The 24,101-nt window shown below is 71.7% G+C and carries 26 protein-coding genes, 2 tRNA genes and 3 pseudogenes; 20 read left to right on the top strand and 11 right to left on the bottom strand.

All coding sequences use genetic code 11. The annotated features are described in order from the left end of the window. Positions 1-114 precede the first annotated feature (114 nt). Positions 115-678: pseudogene (locus FU792_RS12210) on the bottom strand (helix-turn-helix transcriptional regulator); the annotation flags it as partial. A 61-nt stretch (positions 679-739) separates the two neighbouring features. On the opposite strand from FU792_RS12210, the gene FU792_RS12205 reads away from it, so the two are divergent. Continuing rightward, entirely contained in the window at positions 740-1,306 is a 567-nt protein-coding gene (locus FU792_RS12205) for a DinB family protein (RefSeq protein WP_022925251.1), read from the top strand. Here the strand turns inward: FU792_RS12205 and FU792_RS19495 are convergent. Together FU792_RS19495 and FU792_RS12195 are read right to left on the bottom strand one after the other, a co-directional pair. Beyond that, positions 1,233-3,383, bottom strand: coding sequence for an acyl-CoA dehydrogenase family protein (locus FU792_RS19495; RefSeq protein ID WP_478013393.1), 2,151 nt, complete (start codon positions 3,381-3,383; stop codon positions 1,233-1,235). The genes FU792_RS12205 and FU792_RS19495 overlap by 74 nt on opposite strands. Next, positions 3,380-4,051, bottom strand: coding sequence for a TetR/AcrR family transcriptional regulator (locus tag FU792_RS12195; RefSeq protein ID WP_022925253.1), 672 nt, complete (start codon positions 4,049-4,051; stop codon positions 3,380-3,382). Before FU792_RS12195 ends, FU792_RS19495 begins: the two co-directional genes overlap by 4 nt. 87 nt (positions 4,052-4,138) lie before the next feature. Here FU792_RS12195 and FU792_RS12190 point away from each other — a divergent pair, with 87 nt between their 5' ends. The 6 genes from FU792_RS12190 to rpmG all read left to right on the top strand — a co-directional run bounded on the left by FU792_RS12190 (position 4,139) and on the right by rpmG (position 8,349). Next, on the top strand, positions 4,139-5,425 hold the full coding sequence (locus FU792_RS12190; RefSeq protein ID WP_149814794.1) for an acetyl-CoA C-acetyltransferase: 1,287 nt from the start codon (positions 4,139-4,141) through the stop codon (positions 5,423-5,425). Between the two features lies 1 nt (position 5,426). Continuing rightward, positions 5,427-6,839, top strand: a complete 1,413-nt coding sequence (locus FU792_RS12185) for a 3-oxoacyl-ACP reductase (protein ID WP_022925255.1) — start codon at positions 5,427-5,429, stop codon at positions 6,837-6,839. Positions 6,840-6,841: 2 nt separating this feature from the next. Next, positions 6,842-7,834 (top strand): MaoC/PaaZ C-terminal domain-containing protein, encoded by a 993-nt coding sequence (locus tag FU792_RS12180; RefSeq protein WP_022925256.1) that lies wholly within the window; start codon positions 6,842-6,844, stop codon positions 7,832-7,834. A 105-nt stretch (positions 7,835-7,939) separates the two neighbouring features. Continuing rightward, positions 7,940-8,012: transfer RNA gene (locus FU792_RS12175), tRNA-Thr, on the top strand. Positions 8,013-8,042: 30 nt separating this feature from the next. Beyond that, positions 8,043-8,116 (top strand) — tRNA-Met (locus tag FU792_RS12170). 65 nt (positions 8,117-8,181) lie between these two features. Further along, the gene (gene rpmG, locus FU792_RS12165; RefSeq protein ID WP_010148718.1) at positions 8,182-8,349 is read left to right on the top strand and encodes a 50S ribosomal protein L33; all 168 of its coding nucleotides are present in this window, start codon (positions 8,182-8,184) and stop codon (positions 8,347-8,349) included. A 63-nt stretch (positions 8,350-8,412) separates the two neighbouring features. Here the strand turns inward: rpmG and FU792_RS12160 are convergent, their stop codons facing one another. The 4 genes from FU792_RS12160 to FU792_RS12145 are packed head-to-tail and all read right to left on the bottom strand — an operon-like array spanning position 8,413 to position 11,661. Beyond that, entirely contained in the window at positions 8,413-9,537 is a 1,125-nt protein-coding gene (locus tag FU792_RS12160; protein WP_022925257.1) for a hypothetical protein, read from the bottom strand. After that, positions 9,534-10,166 carry an ABC transporter ATP-binding protein gene (locus FU792_RS12155; protein ID WP_022925258.1) on the bottom strand — a complete coding sequence of 211 codons (633 nt, stop codon included), beginning with the start codon at positions 10,164-10,166 and terminating at the stop codon, positions 9,534-9,536. The genes FU792_RS12160 and FU792_RS12155 overlap by 4 nt, the downstream gene beginning before the upstream one ends. Beyond that, positions 10,151-11,119, bottom strand: coding sequence for a hypothetical protein (locus FU792_RS12150; protein WP_149814793.1), 969 nt, complete (start codon positions 11,117-11,119; stop codon positions 10,151-10,153). The genes FU792_RS12155 and FU792_RS12150 overlap by 16 nt, the downstream gene beginning before the upstream one ends. Positions 11,120-11,160: 41 nt before the next feature. After that, positions 11,161-11,661, bottom strand: coding sequence for a hypothetical protein (locus FU792_RS12145; protein ID WP_033418902.1), 501 nt, complete (start codon positions 11,659-11,661; stop codon positions 11,161-11,163). A gap of 1,084 nt (positions 11,662-12,745) precedes the next feature. On the opposite strand from FU792_RS12145, the gene FU792_RS12140 reads away from it, so the two are divergent. From FU792_RS12140 to FU792_RS12130, 3 genes are read left to right on the top strand one after another with little or no spacing between them, the layout of a single operon-like run. Then, complete coding sequence (locus FU792_RS12140; protein ID WP_022925261.1) at positions 12,746-13,195, top strand: FAS1-like dehydratase domain-containing protein; 450 nt, start codon at positions 12,746-12,748, stop codon at positions 13,193-13,195. Further along, complete coding sequence (locus tag FU792_RS12135) at positions 13,192-13,608, top strand: MaoC/PaaZ C-terminal domain-containing protein (RefSeq protein ID WP_022925262.1); 417 nt, start codon at positions 13,192-13,194, stop codon at positions 13,606-13,608. Before FU792_RS12140 ends, FU792_RS12135 begins: the two co-directional genes overlap by 4 nt. Further along, positions 13,605-14,756 carry a UDP-N-acetylmuramate dehydrogenase gene (locus tag FU792_RS12130; protein WP_275100701.1) on the top strand — a complete coding sequence of 384 codons (1,152 nt, stop codon included), beginning with the start codon at positions 13,605-13,607 and terminating at the stop codon, positions 14,754-14,756. The genes FU792_RS12135 and FU792_RS12130 overlap by 4 nt, the downstream gene beginning before the upstream one ends. Here the strand turns inward: FU792_RS12130 and FU792_RS12125 are convergent. Beyond that, the gene (locus tag FU792_RS12125; protein WP_478013401.1) at positions 14,753-15,163 is read right to left on the bottom strand and encodes a TA system VapC family ribonuclease toxin; all 411 of its coding nucleotides are present in this window, start codon (positions 15,161-15,163) and stop codon (positions 14,753-14,755) included. The genes FU792_RS12130 and FU792_RS12125 overlap by 4 nt on opposite strands. Between FU792_RS12125 and FU792_RS19290 the strand changes: the two genes are divergently transcribed. Beyond that, positions 15,057-15,308, top strand: a complete 252-nt coding sequence (locus tag FU792_RS19290) for a hypothetical protein (protein ID WP_475297032.1) — start codon at positions 15,057-15,059, stop codon at positions 15,306-15,308. The two genes, FU792_RS12125 and FU792_RS19290, sit on opposite strands and share 107 nt — an antisense overlap. A gap of 12 nt (positions 15,309-15,320) precedes the next feature. Here the strand turns inward: FU792_RS19290 and FU792_RS19285 are convergent. Together FU792_RS19285 and FU792_RS12115 are read right to left on the bottom strand one after the other, a co-directional pair. Then, positions 15,321-15,425: pseudogene (locus FU792_RS19285) on the bottom strand (ribbon-helix-helix protein, CopG family); the annotation flags it as partial. Positions 15,426-15,539: 114 nt separating this feature from the next. Further along, complete coding sequence (locus FU792_RS12115; RefSeq protein WP_022925266.1) at positions 15,540-16,586, bottom strand: adenosine deaminase; 1,047 nt, start codon at positions 16,584-16,586, stop codon at positions 15,540-15,542. Between the two features lie 48 nt (positions 16,587-16,634). Here FU792_RS12115 and FU792_RS19280 point away from each other — a divergent pair, with 48 nt between their 5' ends. The 7 genes from FU792_RS19280 to FU792_RS12085 all read left to right on the top strand — a co-directional run bounded on the left by FU792_RS19280 (position 16,635) and on the right by FU792_RS12085 (position 20,720). After that, the gene (locus tag FU792_RS19280) at positions 16,635-16,826 is read left to right on the top strand and encodes a hypothetical protein (RefSeq protein ID WP_420329310.1); all 192 of its coding nucleotides are present in this window, start codon (positions 16,635-16,637) and stop codon (positions 16,824-16,826) included. 116 nt (positions 16,827-16,942) lie between these two features. After that, a complete protein-coding gene (locus FU792_RS19275; protein ID WP_420329311.1) occupies positions 16,943-17,212 on the top strand; it encodes a hypothetical protein in 270 nt (89 codons plus the stop codon). Positions 17,213-17,241: 29 nt separating this feature from the next. Next, positions 17,242-18,207, top strand: a complete 966-nt coding sequence (locus tag FU792_RS12105; RefSeq protein ID WP_022925267.1) for an ABC transporter ATP-binding protein — start codon at positions 17,242-17,244, stop codon at positions 18,205-18,207. Beyond that, positions 18,204-18,548: a hypothetical protein gene (locus tag FU792_RS12100; protein ID WP_149814791.1), complete on the top strand. Its 345-nt coding sequence runs from the start codon at positions 18,204-18,206 to the stop codon at positions 18,546-18,548. The genes FU792_RS12105 and FU792_RS12100 overlap by 4 nt, the downstream gene beginning before the upstream one ends. Then, on the top strand, positions 18,545-19,090 hold the full coding sequence (locus FU792_RS12095) for a hypothetical protein (protein ID WP_149814790.1): 546 nt from the start codon (positions 18,545-18,547) through the stop codon (positions 19,088-19,090). The genes FU792_RS12100 and FU792_RS12095 overlap by 4 nt, the downstream gene beginning before the upstream one ends. Then, positions 19,090-20,013: an ABC transporter ATP-binding protein gene (locus FU792_RS12090; RefSeq protein WP_022925269.1), complete on the top strand. Its 924-nt coding sequence runs from the start codon at positions 19,090-19,092 to the stop codon at positions 20,011-20,013. The genes FU792_RS12095 and FU792_RS12090 overlap by 1 nt, the downstream gene beginning before the upstream one ends. Continuing rightward, the gene (locus FU792_RS12085) at positions 20,010-20,720 is read left to right on the top strand and encodes an ABC transporter permease (protein ID WP_022925270.1); all 711 of its coding nucleotides are present in this window, start codon (positions 20,010-20,012) and stop codon (positions 20,718-20,720) included. The genes FU792_RS12090 and FU792_RS12085 overlap by 4 nt, the downstream gene beginning before the upstream one ends. Here FU792_RS12085 and FU792_RS12080 read toward each other — a convergent pair. Beyond that, positions 20,704-22,008 carry an FUSC family protein gene (locus FU792_RS12080; RefSeq protein WP_022925271.1) on the bottom strand — a complete coding sequence of 435 codons (1,305 nt, stop codon included), beginning with the start codon at positions 22,006-22,008 and terminating at the stop codon, positions 20,704-20,706. The two genes, FU792_RS12085 and FU792_RS12080, sit on opposite strands and share 17 nt — an antisense overlap. Before the next feature lie 92 nt (positions 22,009-22,100). Between FU792_RS12080 and argG the strand changes: the two genes are divergently transcribed. Beyond that, positions 22,101-23,594: an argininosuccinate synthase gene (gene argG / locus FU792_RS12075; RefSeq protein WP_028131067.1), complete on the top strand. Its 1,494-nt coding sequence runs from the start codon at positions 22,101-22,103 to the stop codon at positions 23,592-23,594. Positions 23,595-23,726: 132 nt separating this feature from the next. Further along, a pseudogene (locus FU792_RS12070) lies at positions 23,727-24,038 on the top strand (type I restriction enzyme endonuclease domain-containing protein); the annotation flags it as partial. Between the last annotated feature and the right edge of the window lie 63 nt (positions 24,039-24,101).

Raw genomic sequence — 24,101 nt, 5'->3', positions numbered from 1 at the left:
GGTGATGTAGGTCGCGGGGTCCGGCACCGGGCGCGGCCGGCTGCGCATCGTGCCCACGGCGACCTCCTGCACCCGGTCCAGCCGGAAGCTGCGCCAGTCGTCCCGGTCCAGGTCGAAGGCCAGGAGGTACCACCGGTGGCTCACCGCGACCAGCGAGACGGGCTCGACGCGGCGGGTCGACGACGCACCGTCGCGGGCGACGTAGCGCAGGGTGGTCCGCAGCCGGTCCCGGCAGGCGCGGGAGAGGGCCATGAGCACCTCCGGATCGACCACGGCTCGTCCGCTGCCCACCGCCACCGTGCTCTCGTGGATCGCGCCGACCTGCTCCCGGGCACCGGCGGGCAGGACTTGGTCCAGCTTGGCCAGGGTGCTGACCGCCGCCTCGCTCACCCCCGCGACCGTGCCGCCGGCGGCCAGGCGCAGGCAGACCGCCACCGCCACCGCCTCGTCCTCGTCCAGGAGCAGCGGCGGCAGCGAGCCCCCGGACCCGAGCTGGTAGCCGCCCCCGACCCCGCTGCTGGCCCGCACGGGGTAGCCGAGCTCGCGCAGCCGCTCCACGTCGCGGCGGATGCTCCGGGTGGTCACCCCGAGCCGGTCCGCCAGCTCCTGCGCGCTCCACAGGGCCCGGGTCTGGAAGAGCCCCAGGAGCCGCAGCACCCGGGTCGTGGGGTCGGTCATGGCGACACCCTGTCACGCGCCGCGGACAGGACGTGTCCTCGTGCTGTGGTGTCATCGCAGCATGGACTCCCTCACGACGGACCTCGCCGAGCAGCTCGACTTCCACTGGACGCACCACGCCCGGCCACGGCTGGACGGGCTGAGCGACGAGGAATACCTCTGGGAGCCGGTCCCGGGGACCTGGAACGCGCGCCGCCGCTCGGACCAGCCGCCGCCCTCGGTGACGGCGCGCGCCGGGGGCGGGGAGTGGCAGCTGGACTGGGCCCACCCCGAGCCCGACCCCGCGCCGGTCACCTCGATCGCCTGGCGGCTCGGGCACGTCATCGTCGGGGTGCTGGGGGTGCGCGCCCACAGCCACTTCGGCGGACCCGAGGCAGACATCCTCGCCTGGGACTACGCCGGGACCGCCGCGGGCGCCCTCGATCAGCTCGACGAGGCGTATGCCGCCTGGTCGGCCGGGGTGCGCGGGCTCGACGACGAGGGACTGCGACGGCCCGTCGGCCCGGCGGAGGGGCCGTGGGCGCAGGCGCCGATGCTCACCCTCGTCCTGCACATCAACCGCGAGGCCATCCACCACCTGGCCGAGGTGGCCCTGCTGCGCGACCTCTGGGGCCACGGCGCCCGGTGAGCCACCCGGGCCTCGTGCCGGTCCCGCCCGAGGTGCCGGTCAGGCGCCCGGGGTCCAGCGGGCGGCGGTCTCGTCCTCGAGCATCTGTGAGTTGAGCCACGCCTCGGGGATCCCGAGGCCCTCCACGAGCTCCAGGGCGTGCGGCCGCAGCTCGGCGCAGAGCTCGTTGATCTGTGCGACGACGGCCTTCGCCCGCCCCGCGGACATGCGGTTGTGGGCCTGGAACCAGCCGGAAGTCGGCGTCGATGGAGCTCAGCGCGTGCAGGGTGCACAGCCGCTCCAGGACCTCCCGCACCTGCTCGTCCTCGCACGCCTCGATCCCGGCCACGAAGGCCTCCAGCACGACGCGGTCCATGTGCGTGCGGGCGGCGAGCAGGACGTGGTCCTGCGCGGAGTTGAAGGCCTCGAAGGAGTCCTTGTCGTCCGCGTGCCGTCGCAGCCGGGTGGCCAGCGTCTCCAGCACGTGGCGCTCGCGGTCGGCGAACATCGCCAGCTGCCAGCCGCGGTCGAGCAGCGTCTCGTCCTCGCCCTTGCGGGCCGCGGCCGTGCGCAGCCGCTCCACGAGCGGCCGGGCGGCGGTGGCCTCGACGAACTGCCCGCCGAAGGCGCGGGCGGCGAACTGCACCATGCCGCGCATGTCCAGGTCGCCCCACATCTCCTTGTAGCCGGAGAGCAGGCCCTTGGCGACCAGCTGCAGCAGGACGGTGTTGTCGCCCTCGAAGGTCGCGAAGACGTCGGCGTCGCCGCGCAGCACGGTCAGGCCGTTCTCCGCGAGGTAGCCCGCGCCGCCGCAGGCCTCGCGGCAGGTCTGGATCGTGTCGTTGCCGAAGCGGGTGATGACCGCCTTGAGGCCGGCGGCGCGGGTCTCCAACTCACGCTGGGCGACCTGGTCCTTCTCCGGCATCTCGTGCAGCTCCTGCAGCCGCTCGACGACCTCGTTGACGGCGAACATGTGCGCGTAGGTCGTCGCGATCGCCGGGATCAGCTTGCGCTGGTGGGCGAGGTAGTCCAGCAGCACGACCTCGCCGTCGTGGCCCGGGGCGGTGAACTGGCGCCGGCGCAGGGCATACCTCGTGGCGATCGAGAGCGCCTTGCGGGACGCCGTCGCCGCACCCGCGGCGACGCAGATGCGGCCGCGCACGAGCGTCCCGAGCATGGTGAAGAAGCGCTTGCCGTCGCTGTCGATGTCGGAGACGTAGCGACCCTCGTCGTCGATGCCGCCGTAGCGGTTCAGCAGGTGGGTGCGCGGCACCCGCACCTGGTCGAAGGTGATGGTCCCGTTGTCGACACCGGCGAGCCCGCCCTTGGCGCCGTTGTCGCCGAGGGTGACGCCGGGCAGCGGGGTGCCGTCGGTGTCACGGATCGGGACGACGACCACGTGCACGCCGTGCGACTCCCCGCCGACGTGCAGCTGGCCGTAGACCGCGGCGACATGGGCGTCCCGCGCCGCGGCACCGATGTAGGTCTTGGTCGCCGACGGCGTGGGGGAGTGGACGACGATCTCGTCGGTCTCCGGGTCATAGGTATGCGTGGTCTCCAGCGACGCGACGTCAGACCCGTGGCCGAACTCGGTCATGGCGTAGCACCCGATCTGCTCGAGTGCGAGGTTGGGCCGCAGGAAGGTCTCGTGGTGCCACTCGTTGCCGAGCGCGGTGACGGCTCCGCCGTAGAGCCCGAAGTGGACACCGGACTTGACCGTGAGCGACAGGTCGCCGTGCGCGGTCATCTCGAAGTCGATGCAGGAGCGGCCGACGTCGTCCAGCCCGCCGACGGCCGTCGGGAAGCCGCTGCCGGCCATGCCGTACTGCACCAGGCCGGCCATGGCGCCGTTGGTCCAGTCCCGTGCCTGGTCCATCGTGAGGCCCTGGTCGCGGACCATGACCTCGGCGGGGACGCTCGCCCGCGCGAGGTCGCGGACCGGCCCGTAGCTGCCGCCGGAGGCGGTCCGCAGCGCCTCCCCGAGGTCGGTGAGCCGCTCGCTCGAGCGGGGCGCGCTGGCCTCGGGTGCGGCGGCGCCCGGCATCGACACGTCGGTGCGGGGCTCGGGGGTGTGGGTCTGCTGCGTGGAGGTGGTCATCGGTTCTCTCCTGCGAGTGCGGGCCGGATCAGCTCGATCACGGCGTGGGTGGCGTCGTCGACGCTGAGCCGGGTGGTCGATGTGCTCGTGAGGACGTGGTCTGCCGCCGCGCGGACCAGGCCGACGATGCCGTGCCCCCAGGCCGGGGCCAGCAGGTCGGCCTCGGCGCCGCGGCCGTGCTGCGTGAGGTGGGTGCGGATCGCCCCGGCCAGCTGGTCGCTGACCCGGTCGGTGATGCGGTGCACCGGGTCGTCCGGGTCGCCCTCGGTCGTCTCCAGGGGGCGGGTCATGACGAAGCGGTAGATCTCCGGGTCGCGCTCCACCAGGGAGAGGTAGGAGTGGACCATCGCCTGGATCCTGGCCAGGACGTCACCCCCCTGCCGGGAGGCCGCCGCCAGGTCGCCCAGCACGGTCTCGTCGACGGCGGCGACGACGGCGCTGTAGAGACCGGCCTTGTCGCCGAGGTGGCGGTAGAGCACCGTCTTGCTCGTGCCGGCCTGGGCCGCGATCTCGTCCATGCCCACGCCGGCACCGTGCTGACGGATGGCCTTGAGCGCCGCCTCGACGAGCTGGTGGCGACGCTCCGTCCGGTGCGCCTCCCAGCGAGCGTCCCGCCCGTCCCGGGCGACCGGGGCACGGGCGCTCTGGGGCTCGATGTCGGTCCTCATGCCCTCCACAGTACCGCGTACGGCTCGTATCGGCTACAGTCGGTATCGGATAGTTCGGGCCCCACCGCTCATCAGGAGACCTTCCCCATGCCAGACCAGCTCACCGACGCCGTCATCCTCGGCGGCAACCGGATCCCGTTCGGCAAGTCCGGCGGCGCCTACGCCCACGCCTCCAACCAGGCGATGCTCACCTCCACGCTCGACGGCCTGGTGGCGCGCTTAGGCCTGGCCGGCGAGCGGGTCGGCGAGGTCGCCGCGGGGGCCGTGCTCAAGCACGCCCGCGACTTCAACCTCACCCGGGAGGCCGTGCTGGGGTCGGCGCTCGGCGCGGACACCCCGGCCTACGACCTGCAGCAGGCCTGCGGCACCGGCCTCGAGGCCGTCATCCAAGTCGCCAACAAGATCCGGCTCGGCCAGGTCGACTCCGGCGTGGCCGGCGGCGTCGACTCCGCCAGCGACGCGCCCATCGCCGTCGGTGAGGGGCTGCGCAAGGCGCTGCTCGGGGCCAGCCGTGCCCGCACCCCGATGGCCCGGGCCAAGGCGCTGGCCGCGATCCGGCCCGGTGACCTGGCGCCCGAGACCCCGCGCAACGCCGAGCCGCGCACCGGGCTCTCGATGGGGGAGCACCAGGCGCTCACCGCCAAGGAGTGGGGCATCACCCGTGAGGCGCAGGACGAGCTGGCGGCCGCCAGCCACCACAACCTCGCGCGCGCCTGGGACGAGGGCTTCTTCGACGACCTCGCCACCGGCTTCCTGCGCCTCTCCCGCGACGAGGGGCTGCGCCCGGACACCTCGGTCGAGAAGCTGGCCGGGCTCTCCCCGGTCTTCGGCAAGGGCGAGGGCGCGACGATGACCGCGGGCAACTCGACGCCGCTGTCCGATGGGGCCGCGCTCGTCCTGCTCGGCAGCCCGGAGTGGGCCCAGCAGCACCGGCTCCCCGCGCTCGCCCGCTTCGTCGACGCCGAGGTCGCCGCGGTGGACTACGTCGGCGGTGAGGAGGGGCTGCTCATGGCTCCGGCGTATGCCGTGCCGCGGCTCCTCGCGCGTCAGGGGCTCACCCTCGCCGACATCGACCGCTTCGAGATCCACGAGGCCTTCGCCTCCACGGTGCTGTCCACCATGGCCGCCTGGGAGTCCGAGGAGTTCTGCCGTGGACGCCTCGGCCTCGACGCGCCGCTGGGCACGGTCGACCGGAGCAGGCTCAACGTCAACGGCTCCTCGCTCGCCGCCGGCCACCCCTTCGCCGCGACCGGTGGGCGCATCGTGGCCTCGCTGGCCAAGATGCTGCACGAGCTCGGCCCGGGCTCGCGCGGCCTCATCTCGATCTGCGCGGCCGGCGGTCAGGGCGTCGTCGCGATCCTGGAAGGGTGCTGACATGGCTGACCTGATGCAGATGCTGACCACCAACCCGCTGGCCAAGCAGCTGGGTGTGCCGCAGGCCACCCGGCTGCGCCGCGGCCGCGAGCTGCCCTCGGGCCCGGTCGCCGTGGGCTCCGCCGGGGGTGGGCGGATCGCCGCCCAGACCCTGGACCTGCTCGGCGTGCCCACCCGCGAGGCGCTCCTCGACACCCCGCAGACCCGGGTGACCGAGACCACGGACGACGGCCGCACCCGCGAGGTGCCCGAGGCATACCCCGCCAAGATCGGTGCCCTGGTGCTCGACGCCACGGCCGCGACCTCCATCGCCGACCTGGAGACGGTGCGCGGGCTGCTGCGCCCGGCGATGAAGGGGCTGGAGCCCTCCGGTCGCGTCGTCGTGCTCGGCCTGGATCCGGAGACCGCCGGCGCCCCCACCGCCGTCGCGACCCAGCAGGCGCTGGAGGGCATCGTGCGCAGCGTGGGCAAGGAGCTGCGCGCGGGTGCCACGGCCAACCTCGTGCGGGTCGACCTGCTCACCAGCGAACCGACCACCGCCGCGGAGCTCGCCTCGACGCTGTCCTTCCTGCTCGAGGGCCGGTCGGCCTACGTGTCCGGGCAGGTGCTGCGGCTCGGGCACGCGGCGGTCGAGCCCGGCCAGGTGGAGGCGCGGCCGCTCGAGGGTCGCGTCGTCGTGGTCACCGGCGCCGGTCGCGGGATCGGGGCCGGTATCGCCCGGACCCTCGCCCGCGACGGCGCCCTCGTCGTCGCGGTGGACGTGCCCGCCGGCGGGCAGGGGCTGGCCGAGGTGGCCAACGCCATCGGGGGCACCGCCCTGCAGCTGGACATCACGGCCGCCGACGCGGGCAGCCGGATCGCCGCGCACGTCGCGCAGCGCTTCGGCGACGCGGCCCGCATCCACGCGATCGTGCACAACGCCGGGATCACCCGCGACAAGCTGCTCGCCAACACCGACGAGGACCGCTGGGGCAGCGTGCTCGAGGTCAACCTCGCCGCGCAGATCAGGATGAACCAGACCCTGCTGGACCCGGACCTGCCCGGCGGGCTGGACGAGGGTGGCCGCATCATCGGGGTCGCCTCGACCTCCGGCATCGCGGGCAACCGTGGCCAGGCCAACTACGCCGCGTCCAAGGCGGGCGTCATCGGCCTGGTCCGCGCCATGGGCGCCGACCCGCGGCTGGCCGAGCGGGGCATCACCGTCAACGCCGTGGCGCCGGGCTTCATCGAGACCGAGATGACCGGCAAGATGCCGCTGGCGACCCGGGAGGTCGCCCGCCGCATCAACAGCCTCCAGCAAGGTGGCAAGCCGGTCGACGTGGCCGAGGCCATCGGCTGGTTCGCCGACCCGGCCAGCTCGGCGGTCACCGGCCAGGTCCTGCGGGTCTGCGGCCAGAGCCAGATCGGGGCCTGACCATGACCCGACCGGACCTGCCGTCGGGACGCGGCGCCGCCGGACCGGACGCGCCCCTCTCCACCCCCGACCTCGACGTGGACCTGCTCGACGCGCCGCCGCAGGTCGCCGGGACGCTCGTCCGGGGCGTCGCGACGGGGCTCGGTCGTCCCGGAGCCTCCGGGTCGTTGCCCGCCCGTCGGGTGGTGCTTCCCGGGGTGGAGCAGGACGTCGAGCGTCTTGCCGGTTTCTGCGCCGTCACCGGCGGGGTCCTCGCCGACACCCTCCCCACGACCTGGGTGCACGTCCTGACCTTCCCGCTGCAGGTCCGGCTCATGGCCTCGCGGGACTTCCCCTTCCCCATGATGGGGATGGTCCACGTCGCCAACGAGATGACGCTGCACCGACCGGTCCGGGTCGGGGAGACCCTGACCCTCTCCTCCTGGGCCGAGGCCCTCGCGCCGCACCGCAAGGGCAGCACGGTGGACCTCGTCGGAGAGGCACGGGTCGGCGAGGACGTCGTGTGGTCGGGTCGCAGCACCTACCTCGTGCGCGGCGCCCGTCCGCAGGGTGACGTCCCGGCGGACCGGGAGCCCGGCGCGGCCACCGGTGACAGCCGGCAGACGGGTGGGGCGCCGCAGGTCGAGGACGGTATGCGTGTGACCGGCCACGGACCCCAGCTCGGGGTCTGGCGGCTGCCCGCCGACCTCGGTCGCTCCTACGCCCGGGTCGCTGGCGACGTGAACCCCATCCACCTCTCGGCGCTGTCGGCGAAGGCGCTCGGCTTCCCGCGCGCCATCGCCCACGGGATGTGGACCCACGCCCGCGCGCTGGCCGCGGTGCAGGACCGGCTGCCGCAGGCATACACCGTGTCCGCGCAGTTCCTCAAGCCGGTGCTCCTGCCGTCCACGGTCGTGCTCCGCGGGGCGATGTCGCGGCGCGGCGGAGAGCTCTCCGTGACGAGTCGCGACGGCTCCAAGGAGCACCTGTCGATGCAGGTCACAGCGCTGCCCTGAGCAGCGTCGGGCGCCGGGTCCGCCGTTTTGGTCCCGCCCGGCGCCCTCGTGTAAAGTTGCATCTCGCTGCCTGCGGGGCCCGCGCCCCGGCAGGACCCACAGCCCGCCCCTATAGCTCAGTCGGTAGAGCGTTTCCATGGTAAGGAAAAGGTCAACGGTTCGATTCCGTTTGGGGGCTCTGGTGAGCCGGCTCGGCCGGTCGCCGCGAGGCGGAGTAGCTCAGCTGGTTAGAGCGCACGACTCATAATCGTGAGGTCGCGGGATCGAGCCCCGCCTCCACCGCTACACGTACCTCGCTGGTACGCACCGCACAAGCTAGAGATCCACTTCCGAGAGCAGGTTGCACCGTGGCCAAGTCCACCGACGTCCGCCCCAAGATCACCATGGCGTGCACGGAGTGCAAGGAGCGCAACTACATCACCAAGAAGAACCGTCGGAACAACCCCGACCGGCTCGACATGGCGAAGTTCTGCCCGCGCTGCGGCAAGCACACCGCGCACCGCGAGACCCGCTGACGCACCGCGCCAGCCACGACCGGGCCGTCACCCCTGCGGGGTGGCGGCCTTCGTCATACCTCCCTACTCACGCAGGTCAAGGGTCACGCTCCGCATCGGTCGCAGGGTCGCGAGGCCGGCGACCACCAGCGATACGGCGAACGCCACGAGCGCTCCCCGCGCTCCGTAGGCGAGAACCGCCGGCTGCAGGGGCCCGACGATCAGCGCCATCAGCAGGCATACCTGCATCGCCAGGATGGAACCACCTGCCATCCCTGTGAGGAACTCCACGACCCGCAGCACCCTGATCTCGGGCGCCCTCGCGCCCAGCGTGATCAGCAGCGCGTCCTCGCGCCGGCTCATCCACCAGCGCAGACCCACGAGGAGTCCCAGGGCTGCGCCGAGGAGCGCAGCGACGAGGAAAGGATGCCGTTGCTCCTGGCGCTGTTCTGGCGTCAGGTCGAGTGCTCCGTTCGCCAATCTCGGGCTCACCACGACGCCTTCTGTACCGCCAAGGAGCAACGGCAGCACGGACGCTACGGTGTCCTGACTCTCTGGCGACGAACGGACGAAGCACCGGTCGACACCTCCGAGATCGGCGGACACCAGCAGCACATCCGTCGCGCGCTCGTCCCCGAGGACGGAGAGATCGGCTGCGTGGACCGGAGCCAATGGCGAGTCAAGATATGGAAGCAAAGCGGTCGTCGCAGGGTCTGTCTCAGGCCGCGCCTCTGTGAGCACGATCGCCCCACCCGTGGTGCCGGTCTCACTCGTACCTTCGGTAGGGGTGGGGCGGATCGCCACAGCTGGCGCTGCCGTGAAGAAGTCGACGACGCCGGGGGTGGTCAGTGTTGCGGCGAAGACGCTTCCTGGCCGCGAGGCCTCGACGAGCGGGACCGCAGCGCGCCTTGCTCCGAAGGCCCCTTCGACGCCAGACAGGGTGGCAAGGCCGTCGCAGGCCGCGCCGTCGATGACTCCGTCGTCCGAGGTGGAGACGATCAAGATGTGGCCGCCGCTGCTGATCCATCGTTGTTCCTGCTGGGTGATCGAGTGGGTCGGCAGAGCCTCTGCTAGGGCGGCCAGGACGAGGCAGGCCGCGCTGGCGATGCAGGTGACCAGCCCGTGGCGGTTCGCTGAGGACGATATGCGCACCCCTTGGAGCAGGACCTCCTGCCAGCGCCACCCACGGTTCGACGTGCTCGTCCTCATGCCGGCCTGAGCCTTCCGTCGTCGAGGACGAGCGTTCGGTCGCAGGACGCCGCGACCTGCAGGTCGTGCGTGACCACCAGCAGGCCGGCTGTGTCGCGGACGGTTTGCATGGCTTCCATCACTTCTCGAGTGGTGTCCGCGTCGAGCTGGCCGGTGGGTTCGTCGGCAAGGATGAAGGAGGCCCCACTGATGGTCGCTCGGGCGACGGCCACGCGTTGCGCTTCGCCGCCGGACAAGGTGGCGGCTCTGGCGTGCAGGCGATCCGACAGGTTCAACGCGTTCAGAGCCATCCGGGCGCGTGCACGTGCCTCCTTCCAGGCCAGGCCTTGCTGGAGGCCGCCGAGAGCCACGTTGTCCTGTGCGGATCGGAACGTGAGGAGGCTGACGGTCTGGAGCACAAAGGCGACGTGGTGACGCGGTCCGTCCTGCCTGCCATCGTCCGTGCGGACTGTCGCCGAGCCTTCATCCGGCGAAAGAAGGCCACCGGCCACTTGCAGGACCGTCGACTTGCCGGACCCTGAGGGTCCCACCACAGCGACGGTCTCGCCCGCCTCCATCTCGAGGTCGATCCCCCGGAGTACGCGATGCCCGGTGAACGACTTCGTGACCCCCGTCAACGAGAGGTGCATGACAGCCCTGGCATGAGCCGGCGTGCGTTGACCAGCACTGCATCGAGGTCGGTGTCCGCGGGAAGCCGTGTTCCGCCGGCGTCGCTGTCCACCGCGTCCACGCGCACGATTCTCTGTCCAGGCATCGCGACGACACAGGTCGCGCCGGTCGCGTCCGTCACCACCGAGGCCGATGGGACCACCAACGCAGGTTGTGGGTCGCGTGCACGGATCTCGCCGACGCCTTCGGTCCGGGGCAGGGCCTGCGCGATGCGTTGTGCCTCTTCAGGGTCTGTCACGGCCCATGCTTCCCGGTCGAGAGCCGCCTCCTCACCTGCAGCCCGGAGCGTGAGAGGGCCCTCCGCCAGCGCTGTTCGTGGACGGGCGTCGATGCGTTCGACGACATCGGGGGTGCGGGCGACAGTCTGTCCGGGTGTCGTGATGGCACCTACGGCTACGACCCGTTCGACGAGGGACGTCGCAGGTTCGTGGGGAATCCACACCACCGAGGCGACACCGAAAGTCTGCCCCTGACGCCCGTGCGCGGTATTCCACTCCTCCACAGCCGCGACGACCTCCTCTGTCATCGTGTCTCCCTCGACGTCGGCGCCCCCCTGAGCCAGGAATTGCACGAGCCGAGCGACGTCTGGTCCGGTATCGCCAGGCCCGAGGTCGCGGTGCAGTGGTGCCGACGCGGCCATCAGCACAACTGGAGTGTCGTCAAGAGTCAGCAGCGTTTCTCCCGACTCCAGACTGGCGCCGAGCTCGACGGACCAGGAGGTGATGGTCCCTCCACCTCGCAGGATCAGTTCAGGACCCGGTCGCGACACCACCTCGAGCGTCTGGCTGACGGTTGGGGAGACATCGTCTCGCTGCACGTGTACCACGACAGGTGCTGGAGCAGTGTCCGATGCCAGCGGGCTCGAGGCAGTCACCACGACCAGAGCCCAGATCCCGAGCCCGGTGCCGATCACGCCCAAGAGTGTGATGACACTCCATAGGGGCCGGGGCAACTTCATGGGCCGAGTCCGGCCGCGACCAGACAATCAGTCCCGTCGTCGATCAACAGATCTGTCGCCTGACGTCGTAGGACCCAGGGCTCGGCGTCGGCCATCACGTCGAGGCCTGCTTCCTCCAGGCATGACACCAGCTCTTCACGAACCTGGTCGAGCTGGACATCGCGCGCCTCGCGTACCTGCGGCGAAGAGGTATAGATGGCCTCCACATACAGCGAGTGTGTCCTGAGGCACTCCTGCGCGAGAGCATCGGTCTGCTCGGCGGATCTTCCTTCTGACGAGGCGCCGTAGGCATAGTCGAGTCTGGGATATCCCTCGGACTCGTCGACGGTCGCATCGATGACGGGGATGTCCGCCGAACGCATACACGACAGGCTCCGGCCCACTGCCTCTTCCAGCTCTGGAAAAGTCAGTTCCCCCTGATCCTGCGCCGCTCTCAAGTCGCGCAACTGTGCGTCGGATGCGCCTTGCTCTGATGCCCTCTCCAAGGCTGACTCCACAACTTGATCCCATGCAGGAGGTGGTTCGTACCTGTCTTCAGGTGGCGTTTGGCATCCGGTGAGGACGACACCTATGGTCAGCATGGCGGCAGGGACACCTCCACGCATTCGAGTCCTTACCATCCCCTCGCCCTTACATCGTAGAGAACTGCATGGGGAACCGTTCTGTAGTAGTTGTCAGATCCGCCAAACCAGGGTGTCCAGTAGTTGACATGTGACCAGTAAGGGTCGTACGCATGGCGAACAGAGACGTAGTCGCAGTTGTCACCCAGGTCATGCACCTCCGCCGGATCTCCTACCTGGCGTGACCACATGCTGCACTCATCGGAGGCGCTGGCGGGATTCACCATCACTGCCGTCGTCGCAAACAATCCTGCGATGGCAGCGAGGCCGAACCACCGTCGGCCAGACCGTCTACCTGTCGAGGATGATGCCATCAGAACGTCACCTCGCGAAAGCGCAGTTCGGGCGATGGGCGAGTGTATCCAGGCTCTCCCCCATCGCCAACCACCCAATTGGTATAGAAATTGTGGCTGCTTTACGCGGGATCATAGTGATGTCGGACGAAGACCGGCGAGCACAGTCCGACGGGAACGGCCCATGCGTAGTCGTCGGCCGTCGTGTGTCGTGATGTTGCTTCACATGCCTGAGCGGGAATCGCGGTGGCTAGTCCCCCCCGCTGCCAGTCCGACGATGAGGAAGAGCGCAAAGTGGCGTTTCATGAAGAAACCTCCTAGATATTCTCAGGCGATCATGGATGATCGAGGGTGTCAAGCGGGGTCGACGCCAGACGTTGGGAGTTCCTGCGCTCTTGCTGCGACCTGACGAGAAGTTGCGTCCCGGCGGCGGTGTGGCCACGCCCGTGCCCGATGACTCGAGTGTCGTCCGGGCGCGGCTTCCGCTCCGCGCGGGCGGCGTGATGGTGCGCGCCCTGATCGCTGGAATGCTTGCGATCGTGAACTCCGCGGTTCCCGACGCGGCCGCGCTCGACATGCGCGGGCCATCAGCCTCCGGGGTGGAGCCTTCGTCATGCCCGCCCTTCCCACTCGGTCCCGCAGGGGCAGGGCATCGCTAGGCTGGAGGTATGTCCGTCAACGCAGACTTCGCCGGGCGGGAGTACCCGCCGGCCGGCCCCTTCGAGGTGACCGCCGCGCAGGTCACCGCCTTCGCCGACGCGGTCGGTGCGACCGGTCCCGCGCACCGCGACGCCGATGCCGCGCAGCGGCTGGGGTATGCCGACGTCGTCGCGCCGCCCACCTTCGCCGTGCGCCTGGCGCAGCAGTGCGAGGCCCAGCTGGTCCAGGACCCGGACGCCGGGATCGACTTCTCCCGGGTGGTCCACGGGCAGGAGGGCTTCACCCACCACCGGCCGATCGTGGCCGGCGACACCCTCACCGGCACCCTGCACGTCGACACCATCCGCGAGGCGGGCGGCCATGGCATGGTGAGCACCCGGGTCGAGCTGACCGACGCCGACGGCGCGCCCGTCACCACCGTGACCTCGACGATCGTCGTGCGGGGAGAGTCCTCATGAGCGAGCTGAGCCGCACCGTCACCGTCGACCGGGACCGGCTGGTCGCGTATGCCGAGGCCTCCGGTGACCAGAACCCCATCCACCAGGACCCCGACGTCGCGCGCTCGGTCGGGCTGCCCGACGTCATCGCGCACGGCATGTGGACCATGGGCGCCGCGCTGGAGGCGGTCACCGAGCACGTCGGTGGCGATCCCGGCCGGATCCTGTCCTGCCAGACCCGCTTCACCGGCATGGTCGTCGTCCCCGAGGGCAGATCCGTCGAGGTCCTCGTGGAGGGCGTGGTGAGGAAGACCGACACCGAGGCCGGCACGCAGACCCTCGAGCTCACCGCGACCTGCGAGGGGGAGAAGGTGCTCGGCCGCTGCCAGGCGGTCGTCCGCCTCGACGGCGCTGGCGCCGGGGCCGACGCGTGAGCGGAGCCGTGGGGCATACCGCTGCCGCCGACGTCGGGACGACACCGCTCGCCGAGCTCACGACGATGCGGGTCGGCGGGGCCGCGCGCCGCCTCGTCACAGCCACCACCGAGGCCGAGCTCATCGACGCCGTCCGCGAGGCCGACGAGGCAGGTGAGCCGCTGCTCGTCGTGGGTGGCGGGTCCAACCTCGTCGTGGCCGACAAGGGCTTCCCGGGCACCGTCGTGCTGGTCCGGACGCGCGGCGTCGCGGTGCCGCACGACTCCGCCTGCGGCGGGGTGAGCGCCACCGTCGCGGCGGGGGAGAACTGGGACGAGGTCGTGGCCCACGCCTGCGAGCAGGGCTGGTCGGGGATCGAGGCGCTCTCCGGCATCCCCGGCGCCACCGGCGCCACGCCCGTGCAGAACGTCGGCGCCTACGGCCAGGAGGTCGCCCAGACCATCGCCAGCGTCCGGGTCTGGGACCGCGACCAGGGCCGGGTGCGGACGCTCTTCTCCGCCGACCTCGGCTTCGACTACCGGCACTCGGTGCTCAAGGAGTCCATGGTCGGCCCGGAGGCGACACCGGGGGCGGTCACCCCACGGCACGTCGTCCTCGACGTCACCTTCTCGCTGCGCCCGACCGAGCTCTCCCAGCCGATCAGGTATGCCGCGCTCGCCGACGGTCTCGGCGTCGAGCTGGGGGAGCGGGTCCCGTTGGCAGACGCCCGGGCCGCGGTGCTGGAGCAGCGGGGGCGCCGGGGGATGGTCCTGGACGCACCGGACCACGACACCTGGTCCTGCGGCTCGTTCTTCACCAACCCGCTCCTGCCGCGCGAGCAGCTCGAGGAGGTCCGTGCCCGGGCGGCGGCGGGAGCCGGTGAGGACGCCGATGCGGCGGTCCCGCCGATGTACCCCACCGACACCGAGGAGCTGGTCAAGACCTCCGCCGCCTGGCTCATCGAGCACGCGGGCTTCACCAAGGGCTACGCCACGCGCGACGGCCGGCCCGCGGGGCTGTCGACCAAGCACACCCTCGCACTCACCAACCGCGGCTCCGCCCGCGCGCAGGACGTCGTCGAGCTCGCGCGCGAGGTCAGGGACGGGGTCGAGCGGGCCTTCGGGTTGCGCCTGGTCAACGAGCCGGTGCTGGTCGGCCTCAGCCTCTAGGGACGTGGGTCCAGCGGGCGGCGCCAGGCCAGTCCGGGGAACCGGGCGAAGTCGGCGTCGTCACTGATGAGCGTCGCGCCATGTTGCATCGCCGTGGCCGCGTGAGCCGCGTCGGCGACGAGGTTGCCGGTGGCGCCGGCCCGCTCGCACAGGTCGAGGACCAGTTGCCAGTGCCCCGCCAGCGTCCGCAAGGTGCGCACGTTGGGGTGTCTCAGCAGGTTGCTGATCGACGCGGCCGCCTCCGGCACCGTCGCAGGGGTCGTGAAGACCCGGGGGTGGGTCACGACGCGCAGGGTCCCGGTGAGCACCGCGTCGCTGATGCCCACGACCTCCTCCCCGTCGACCGCCCGCTCCAGCCAGGGCCGCAGTGTCGTGTGGCCGGGTGAGCCCCGGTGGAGCGCCCCCACCAGCACGTTGACGTCAAGGGCGAGCATCGGTCATGAGGTCTTCCAGGGCGGCCTGGTCGCTCAGGTCGACGCCCGGACGGAGCCCGCCGTCCCCGCCGACCGGCGTGAGCGAGAAGGGCGCGTCGTGGCGCCGGTGGCTCCGTGAGGCCAGGGCCTCGCGCAGCGACTCCTCGATGAGTGAGGTCACGGTCCTGCGCTCGCGGAGCGCCGTCTCGCGCACCTCGTCGTAGAGGTCCTGGGGCAACCGGATGGTCGTGCGCACAGGTCGAGCATACCGTGGCTGACATATGTATGTCGGGCCCTCGCCTACCGTTCGTGGACGCCGGCGGCGACGCGGATAGAGCAGCACGGTCCGGGTCGCGCCCACGACCCCAATCTAGGACGAGGTGCCCTCCGACCCGAGCCAGGTGTCGACCTCCGCCAGCAGGTCGCGCCTCACCTGCGGGGGAGCGGTGGAGCCCTCGATCGAGCCACGCGCGAGGAGCGCCAGCCCGGCGTCGTCGAGACCGTGGTCGAGCCGGGCGGAGACGTACTGGTCGGCCAACCGGTTGCCGAAGAGCAACGGGTCGTCGGCGCCGAGCGCGACCCGGACCCCCACCTCCAGCAGCCGCCGCAACGGCACCGCGCCCGGGGAGTCGTAGACCCCGAGGGCGACGTTGCTGCCCGGGCATACCTCGAGGGTGACCTGCTCCTGGACCACGCGGTCCAGCACCGCCGGGTCCTCCACGGCGCGGATCCCGTGCCCCAGCCGGTCGGGCAGCAGGTGGTCCAGGGCGACCTGCACGTGGTCGGCCCCGAGCAGCTCGCCGGCGTGCGGCGCGCTCGCCAGCCCGGCCCTCGTCGCGATCCGGAAGGCCGGCTCGAAGTCGCCGGTCCAGCCGCGCCGCTCGTCGTTGGACAGCCCGAAGCCGACCACGGTGCCGGCGCCCTCCCCGGCATACCGGGCCGCCAGCCGGGCCAGCGCGCGGGCGTCCAGCGGGTGCTTCATCCGGGACGCGGCGACGACGACGGCGACCTGGGTGCCGGTCGCCTCGGTCGCGACGCGCGCCTCGTCCAGCACGATCTCGAGCGCCGGCGTGAGCCCGCCGACGAAGGGGGCGTAGGACGTCGGGTCGACCTGGATCTCCAGCCACCGGGACCCCTCGGCGGCGTCGTCCTCCGCGGCCTCCCGCACGATCCGCCGCATGTCGTCCTCGTCACGCACCACGGCCCGCGCGGCGTCGTAGAGGCGCTGGAAACGGAACCACCCCCGCTCGTCCATCCCGGACAGCTCCGGCGGCCACTGCGTGGTCAGCGCGTGCGGCAGCCGCAGGTCGTGCTTCTCGGCGAGCTCGCGCACCGTCTCCACCCGCATCGAGCCGGTGAAGTGCAGGTGCAGGTGCGCCTTCGGCAGCGCGAGCAGCGAGCGCGTCCCCTCAGGCATCTGCTCAGGGTAGACGTGCGGTCCCGCCGCCGCCGATAGACTCCCGGTATGCCGCAGGTCAGCGCCAGCATCTGGGTGGGGGTGGAGCCGGCGGACGCCTTCGCTGTGTCGCAGACGACGGGTCGGGTGCGGCGCGGGTGGGACCAGTTCATCCGGCGGCAGCACTCCCTCGACGGGGCCACCGCACCCGCGGTGGCGTCCGCACCTGGACGCGTGCCCGCGTCGGCCTGGCCATGGTGAGCCGCTACGTCAGCTACCGGCCGCCGCGGCAGACCGGGATGACCATGGAGTCCGGCCCGTAATTCTTCGACACCTTCGGCGGCGGATGGCGCTTCACCCCGCAGGAGCAGGACGGGGTGACGGGCACGCTGGCGGTGTGGAAGTACACCTTCAGCACCCGTCCGGCCTGGCTGCGGCCGGTCGCCGACCAGGTCGGGACGTGGCTCCTCGGCAGGGAGATCCGGGCCCGCATCGCCGCCTGGGCCCGGGCCTGCACCGACCCCGAGGTCCTCGCGGCGGCGCGCGACGACCGGGCCGAGCGGGAGGGGAGCACGGCGCGCGGCTCATCCGCGGGTCCTCCCGGGGGCTCGCCGGAGCAGGGCTCGGGGGGTAGCCCCCTGGGGTGAGTCAGGGGGGGGCGATCTAGGGTCGAGCCGTGACAGTCATCCAGACCGAGGCGCTCACCAAGCGCTACGGCTCCAGCCAGGTCGCGGCGCTCGCCGACCTCTCGATCGAGGTCGGTGAAGGGGTCACCGGCCTCGTCGGCGCCAACGGCGCCGGCAAGTCCACCCTCATCAAGATCCTGCTCGGCCTCCTCGCGCCCACGTCGGGCTCGGCGTCCGTGCTGGGGCACGACATCCGCGGGGAAGGCGAGGCGATCCGCCAGGTCGTGGGCTACATGCCCGAGCACGACTGCCTACCCCCGGACGTGCGGTGCATCGACTTCGTGGTCCACATGGGGCGCATGTCGGGCCTGCCGCCGGCCCCGGCGCGCGAGCGGGCGGCCGACGTGCTGCGGCACGTGGGTCTGGCCGAGGAGCGCTACCGGCTCATGGGCGGCTACTCCACCGGGATGAAGCAGCGCGCCAAGCTCGCCCAGGCCCTGGTCCACGACCCGTCGCTGGTCATGCTCGACGAGCCCACCAACGGCCTGGACCCGGCGGCCCGCGACGACATGCTCGCCCTGGTGCAGCGCATCGGCCACGACTTCGGCATACCCGTGCTCGTCACCTCGCACCTGCTGGGGGAGCTGGAGCGGATCAGCGACCACGTCGTCGTGCTGGACGGCGGGCGGCTGCTGCGCTCGGAGGCGACCCAGGCCTTCCTCGCCGACACCGGGGTGGTGCTGGTCGAGGTGCTCGGGGAGGACGACGCCCAGACCCGCATGGGCGAGGCGCTGGCCGCACGCGGCCTGGTCTGCCGGCCCCGCGGCACGATGATCGAGATCGATCCCGTCGAGGTCGAGGGCACCGCCGACGACGCGGCGGCGGCCGCCCTCGCCCACGACCGGCTCCGCGACCTCGTCCGGGACGCCGCCGCCGACCTCGGCGTGGGCCTGGTCCGGCTGCAGCCGCAGACCGGGCGCCTCGAGGACGTCTTCCGCGAGGAGGTGCCCGCATGAGTGCCCCCGCCGAGCGCGCCGGCGTGATCCACGACATCGGCTACCGCCGGTATGCCGGGACCCGGGTTGGCCGTCGCGGCATCGCGGCCTCCCTGCTCGCCTCGGGGGTGCTCGCCGTCTTCGGCTTCGGCCGGTCCGGTCGCGCCAAGATCCTGCCCTTCGTGCTCCTGGGCATGACCCTCGTCCCGGCCGTCGTGCAGGTCGGCATCATGAGCTTCATCGGCCTCGACGCCGACCTGCTCAACTACGCGGGCTACAACTCCGGCAGCTCCTTCCTCGTCGTCCTCTTCGTGGCGGCCCAGGCGCCGGTGCTCTTCAGCCGGGACCTGCGCTCGGGGTGATCAGCCTCTACCTCGCGCGGCCGCTGGGGGCGACGGCCTTCGCACTCATCCGGTGGGCCTCGCTGGTGCTGGCCATCCTCGCCTTCGTGCTCACGCCGCTGCTCGTGCTCTTCATCGGTGGCCTGACCGCCGGGGTCTCCTTCCGCGAGGAGATCGGGCCGGTCGCCTGGGCGCTGGGCGGGGCGGTCGTCCTCGCCCTGCTCGTCGCCACCGTCTCCGCCCTCGTGGCGTCCTGGACGCTGCGGCGCGGCCTCGCGATCGCGGGCACCATCATCGTGCTGATGGTCGGGCTGGGCGTCACCGTAGCCCTCAAGGAGACGCTGTTCGCCGAGGGCATGGACACCGCGGCCCACTGGGTCTCGCTGCTCTCGCCCTTCGCCCTCGTCGACGCCGTCACCGCGGTGCTCGGCGACACCGCCGGCCAGATCTCGCAGGCACCGGAGTCGGCGCTCACCGGGTGGCTGCTGCTGCTCGCCGCGCTGGCCCTCATGGCCGGCGGGCTGCTCCTGCTCGTCCGCCGCTACCGCAGCAAGGGGGCGTGATGACCGACCTGACCCTGAGCGAGGTCTCCCGCTGGTACGGCAACGTGGTCGCCGTCAACGACGTCTCGATGACGATCGGCCCGGGCGTGACCGGCCTGCTCGGTCCCAACGGGGCCGGCAAGTCCACCCTCATCGCCCTCATGGCCGGCTTCCTGGCCCCGTCCTCGGGCGAGGTCCGCCTCGGCGACCAGCGCGTGTGGCGCAACGTGCAGGCATACCGAGACCTGGGCCTGGTGCCCGAGCGGGAGGTGAGCTTCGCCTATCTCACCGGGCGCCAGTTCGTGCAGGCCAGCGCCGAGCTGCACCAGCTGCCCGACGCGCGCGCCGCGACCGGGCGGGCGCTCGCGGAGGTCGACCTCACCGAGGCCGCGGACCGGGCGATCAGCACCTACTCCAAGGGGATGCGGCAGCGCGCCAAGCTCGCCTCCGCGCTGGTCCACGAGCCCGGCGTCCTGCTGCTGGACGAGCCCTTCAACGGCGTCGACCCGCGGCAGCGCATGCACCTCATGGAGCTGCTCACGCGCATGGGTGAGCAGGGCCGGACCGTGCTCTTCTCCAGCCACATCCTCGAGGAGGTCGAGCAGATCGCCCGGCAGATCGAGGTCGTCGTCGCCGGGCGGCACGCCGCCAGCGGCGACTTCGGCGCGATCCGCCGGCTCATGACCGACCGCCCCAGCCACTACGTCGTCCGGTCCACCGACGACCGCGCCCTCGCGGCCGCCCTCATGGGTCGGCCCGGCGTGCGCAGCGTCGCCCTGGCCCGGGTCGGGTCCGCAGACGCCATCACCGTGGAGGTGACCGACATGGGTGCGTTCACCCACGCCCTACCGCAGCTCGCGCGCGCGGCCGGGATCACCGTGCGCGAGATCTCCCCCTCGGACGAGAGCCTGGAATCGGTGTTCACCTACCTGGTGCAGTCATGAACCCCACGATCATGCGGCTGGCGCTGCGCTCCATCGTCGGTGGCTGGCGCGGTGTCGTCCTGGTCGCGCTCCCGGTCCTGCTCGTGGTCTTCGCGGGGGTGCTGCGCGCCGTCACCGGGGAGCCGGTCAGCGCCTCGGCGGTCGTCGGCGAGATCGGGCTCGCGCTCGTGGTGCCCCTCGTGGCGCTGCTCGCGGCCAACGGCGTCCTGGGGCCGGAGATCGACGACGGCTCGGTGGTCTACCTCCTCTCCACGCCGGTCAGCCGGTATGCCGTCGCCGCGTCCAAGTTCGCCGTCGCCGCCGGCACCTCGGTCGTGCTCTCGGTGGCGGGGCTGCTCGGTGCCACCCTCGCGGGCGGCCTCTCGGACCGGTGGCTGGTCGTGGCGCTGGTGACCGGAGGTGGGGGAGCGGTGCTCTACGCCGCGCTCTTCACCGCCCTGGCCGCGGCGACCCGGCACGGCATGATCGCCGGACTCATCTACGTCCTCGTCGTGGAGCAGCTGCTCCAGCGCTTCCTCGGCGGCTTCCGGTTCGTCTCCGTGCGGGCGATCGCCGAGCGGGTGGGAGAGGTGGCTGCGGACGTCGACCTCCCGGTGGCCGACATGACCCTGGTGTATGCCGTCACCGCCTCGCTGGTGCTCCTCGTCGCCGGTGTCGTGGCCGCCGGCTGGCGGCTCTCGCGCTTCCAGCTCAGGGGCGACGAGTAGGGCGACGGCCCCAGCGCCGGCCGGGGCGGCGCGCCCGCCGCAGCGAGGTCAGAAGAGCCCGGTCCAGCGGGGCGAACTCGTGCGAGACGGTCGGGCCGGGCAACGGCCGTTCCCCCTGCTCGCTGCGCCACCGGGCGTGCGCTGCGGCCCGGGCCGGGGCGTCCAGCACCTGCAGGATCCGGTCCACCGCCCGCAGGACCGAGCCCCGCAGCAGCCACTGACCGCCCGCCGTCTCCTCGCCCGACTCCATGAACATGAGCTCGGTGAGGATGGCGCGGGTCTCGCGGAGCAGCTCCATGTTGTCGTCGAGCAGGGCGCGCCGGTGCTCGAGGTCCCCGACGGTCTCGGCCTCGACGAGCTGACCGAAGGAGTCGATGCAGGCCCCCACGTCGCGGAGCACCACCGCCATCGCCGCGCGCACCTCGGCGGAGAACTCCGGTGGCCCGTCGCCGGCCTCGTCGGGTGCCTCGTGGCTCAGCGCCACGAAGAGGGCCCGGGTGGCCGCGGCGCAGTCCTGCAACGAGTCGAGCCCGGAGCGCAGCAGCGGGCTCACGTCGGCCCGCCCGATGGTGCGGGTGTTCCACTGCCACATCTCCTGGACCCGGCTCACCAGCTCGCTCGCCCGACCCAGCTCGTCACCGACGTCGCGGGCCGCCCGCAGGTGGGCGTGGAGCCGCTCGGTCGTGACCGGCTCCTCGTCCAGGGAGGTGGCCGCCGCGGTGAAGACGTCGGACAGCCGCCGGGCGACGGCGCGCACCGAGGCTGCGGCGGAGCCGACGGGGATCGCGGGCGGCCACAGCAGCGGCAGCGCGATGCCGACGCCCGCCCCGATGAGCGTGGTGAGGACCCGCGTCTCGGCGGCGGTGTTCTGCAGCGAGGCCCCGAGGATGAGCATGCCGCTGATCGGCGTCTCCAGGGCCTGCGGACCGAGGCGGAGCAGGCTCGCGAGCAGCAGCGAGGCGAAGATCACCACCGCCAGGGACCACCAGGTCAGCCCGACCCAGATCGAGACGACGAGCGCGACGCCGATGCCGGTGAGCACGGCGCCCACCCGCACCATCCCCATCCGCAGCGAGCCGGTGGCGCTCGCCTGCGTCACGAGGATGGCGGTGAGCGAGCAGGTCAGGTCGATGGGCCCGACCGTGACCGCGCGCGTGATGACGTAGGCCAGCACGGCCGCGGTCGTCACGCGCACGAGGTTGATGAGGTCCGGGCGCCAGCCCTCGAGCAGCGCGGCGCCGGCCCGGGTGCTCCAGTCCCGGGCGGCCTGCAGACCACCGCCGCGCATACCCCCATCTCATCACGGTCTGCAGGATGTCGAAAGTGGCGGCTGACCTGCGGATTGAATATCTATACGGAGGTGCGCATACACTCGTGGTCATGTCCAAGGTCTTGACGAGCATCCCTGTCGGTGAACGGGTCGGGATCGCCTTCTCCGGCGGTCTGGACACCTCGGTCGCGGTGGCGTGGATGCGCGAGAAGGGCGCCGTGCCCTGCACCTACACGGCCCACATCGGTCAGTACGACGAGACCGACATCGACGGCGTCCCCGGGCGCGCGGAGGAGTACGGCGCGCAGATCGCCCGCATCGTCGACTGCCGCCCCGAGCTGGTCGAGGAGGGCCTGGTCGCCCTGGCCTGCGGCGCCTTCCACATCCGCTCCGGCGGTCGCACCTACTTCAACACGACCCCGTTGGGGCGGGCCGTCACCGGCACGATGCTCATCCGGGCGATGAAGGACGACGACGTCCACATCTGGGGCGACGGCTCCACCTACAAGGGCAACGACATCGAGCGGTTCTACCGCTACGGCCTGCTGGCCAACCCGCAGCTGCGGATCTACAAGCCGTGGCTGGACGAGGCCTTCGTGCACGAGCTCGGCGGCCGCGACGAGATGAGCCAGTGGCTCACCGAGCGCGGCCTGCCTTACCGCGCGAGCAAGGAGAAGGCATACTCCACCGACGCCAACATCTGGGGCGCGACGCACGAGGCCAAGAAGCTCGAGCACCTCGACGTCGGTATGGAGATCGTCGAGCCGATCATGGGCGTGCGGTTCTGGGACCCCGAGGTCGAGATCGAGACCGAGGACGTCACGATCTCGTTCCGCGACGGGCGTCCGGTCGCGATCAACGGCGACGACTTCGGCGGGGACGCCGTCGCGCTGGTCATGGCGGCCAACGCGATCGGCGGCCGGCACGGGCTGGGCATGGCCGACGAGATCGAGAACCGCATCATCGAGGCCAAGTCGCGCGGCATCTACGAGGCCCCGGGCATGGCGCTGCTGCACATCGGCTACGAGCGGCTCGTCAACGCGATCCACAACGAGGACGTCATCGCCGCCTACCACACCCAAGGTCGCGCGCTCGGGCGTCTCATGTACGAGGGGCGCTGGCTCGACCCGCAGGCGCTGATGATCCGGGAGTCGCTGCAGCGCTGGGTCGCCTCGGCGGTGACCGGCGAGGTGACGCTGCGGCTGCGCCGGGGCGAGGACTACACGATCGTGGCGACCGACGGTCCCGCCTTCAGCTACCACCCGGACAAGCTGTCGATGGAGCGGGTGACCAACGCCGCCTTCGGGCCGACCGACCGGATCGGTCAGCTGACCATGCGCAACCTCGACATCGCCGACTCGCGGGCCCGGCTGGAGCAGTACGTCTCCATGGGCCTGCTCGGGGTCGGTGCCGCCGCTCACGCCCAGGGGCTGGCCGAGGGCGCTGCGACGGGTGCGGGCCGCAACGGCCTGGGCCTGGCCTCCACCTCGCTGGTGGGCGACCTCACCCCCGGCGGCGCGGACCGTATCGCCGGTGGCGTGGGCCCGACCGAGGACGAGGAGGAGTCGCTGGACTGGGCGGCCATGGAGTTCGGCACCGACTGACCGGACACCTCTTGTGTCCGGACGGGGGTCGGTCACGGGGTATGCCTCCCGACGCGGGTAGGACACGTCAGGCCGCGCCGCTGTCAGAAGCCTTCGTCGTGGTGTTGCCGTCGTCGGTAGGCGTCGCCAGCGACCTTCGACCCGGCGCTGTCCGAGGACGAGCTGGCGTTCTACGACGCCGCAGCCCAGAACGAGTCAGCCGTCGAGCTCATGGGGGACGACGTGCTCGCCGCCATCGCGCGAGAGCTCCTGGGCGTCATGCAGCGGGACGTCAAGACGGACTGGACGGTCCGTGACGACGTGCGGGCCAAGCTGCGCTCCTCGATCAAGCGGCTGCTGGTGCTCCATCGTTACCCACCGGACCGGCAGCTCGAAGCCATCCGGCTCGTCATCGACCAGATGGAGGCGATGGCGCCCCGGTATGCCGAGAGGAAGGCGTCATGACCCGTCAAGAGCTGCCGCTGCAGGAAGCCCGGCACCCAACGCTGACCTTCACGGCAGGGACGT

Origin of the sequence: Serinicoccus marinus DSM 15273, assembly GCF_008386315.1 — a bacterium.
Taxonomy (GTDB): Bacteria; Actinomycetota; Actinomycetes; order Actinomycetales; family Dermatophilaceae; genus Ornithinicoccus; species Ornithinicoccus marinus.
The sequence above is the reverse complement of the archived record's forward strand: the minus strand, read 5'-3'. Positions and strand labels throughout refer to the sequence as shown.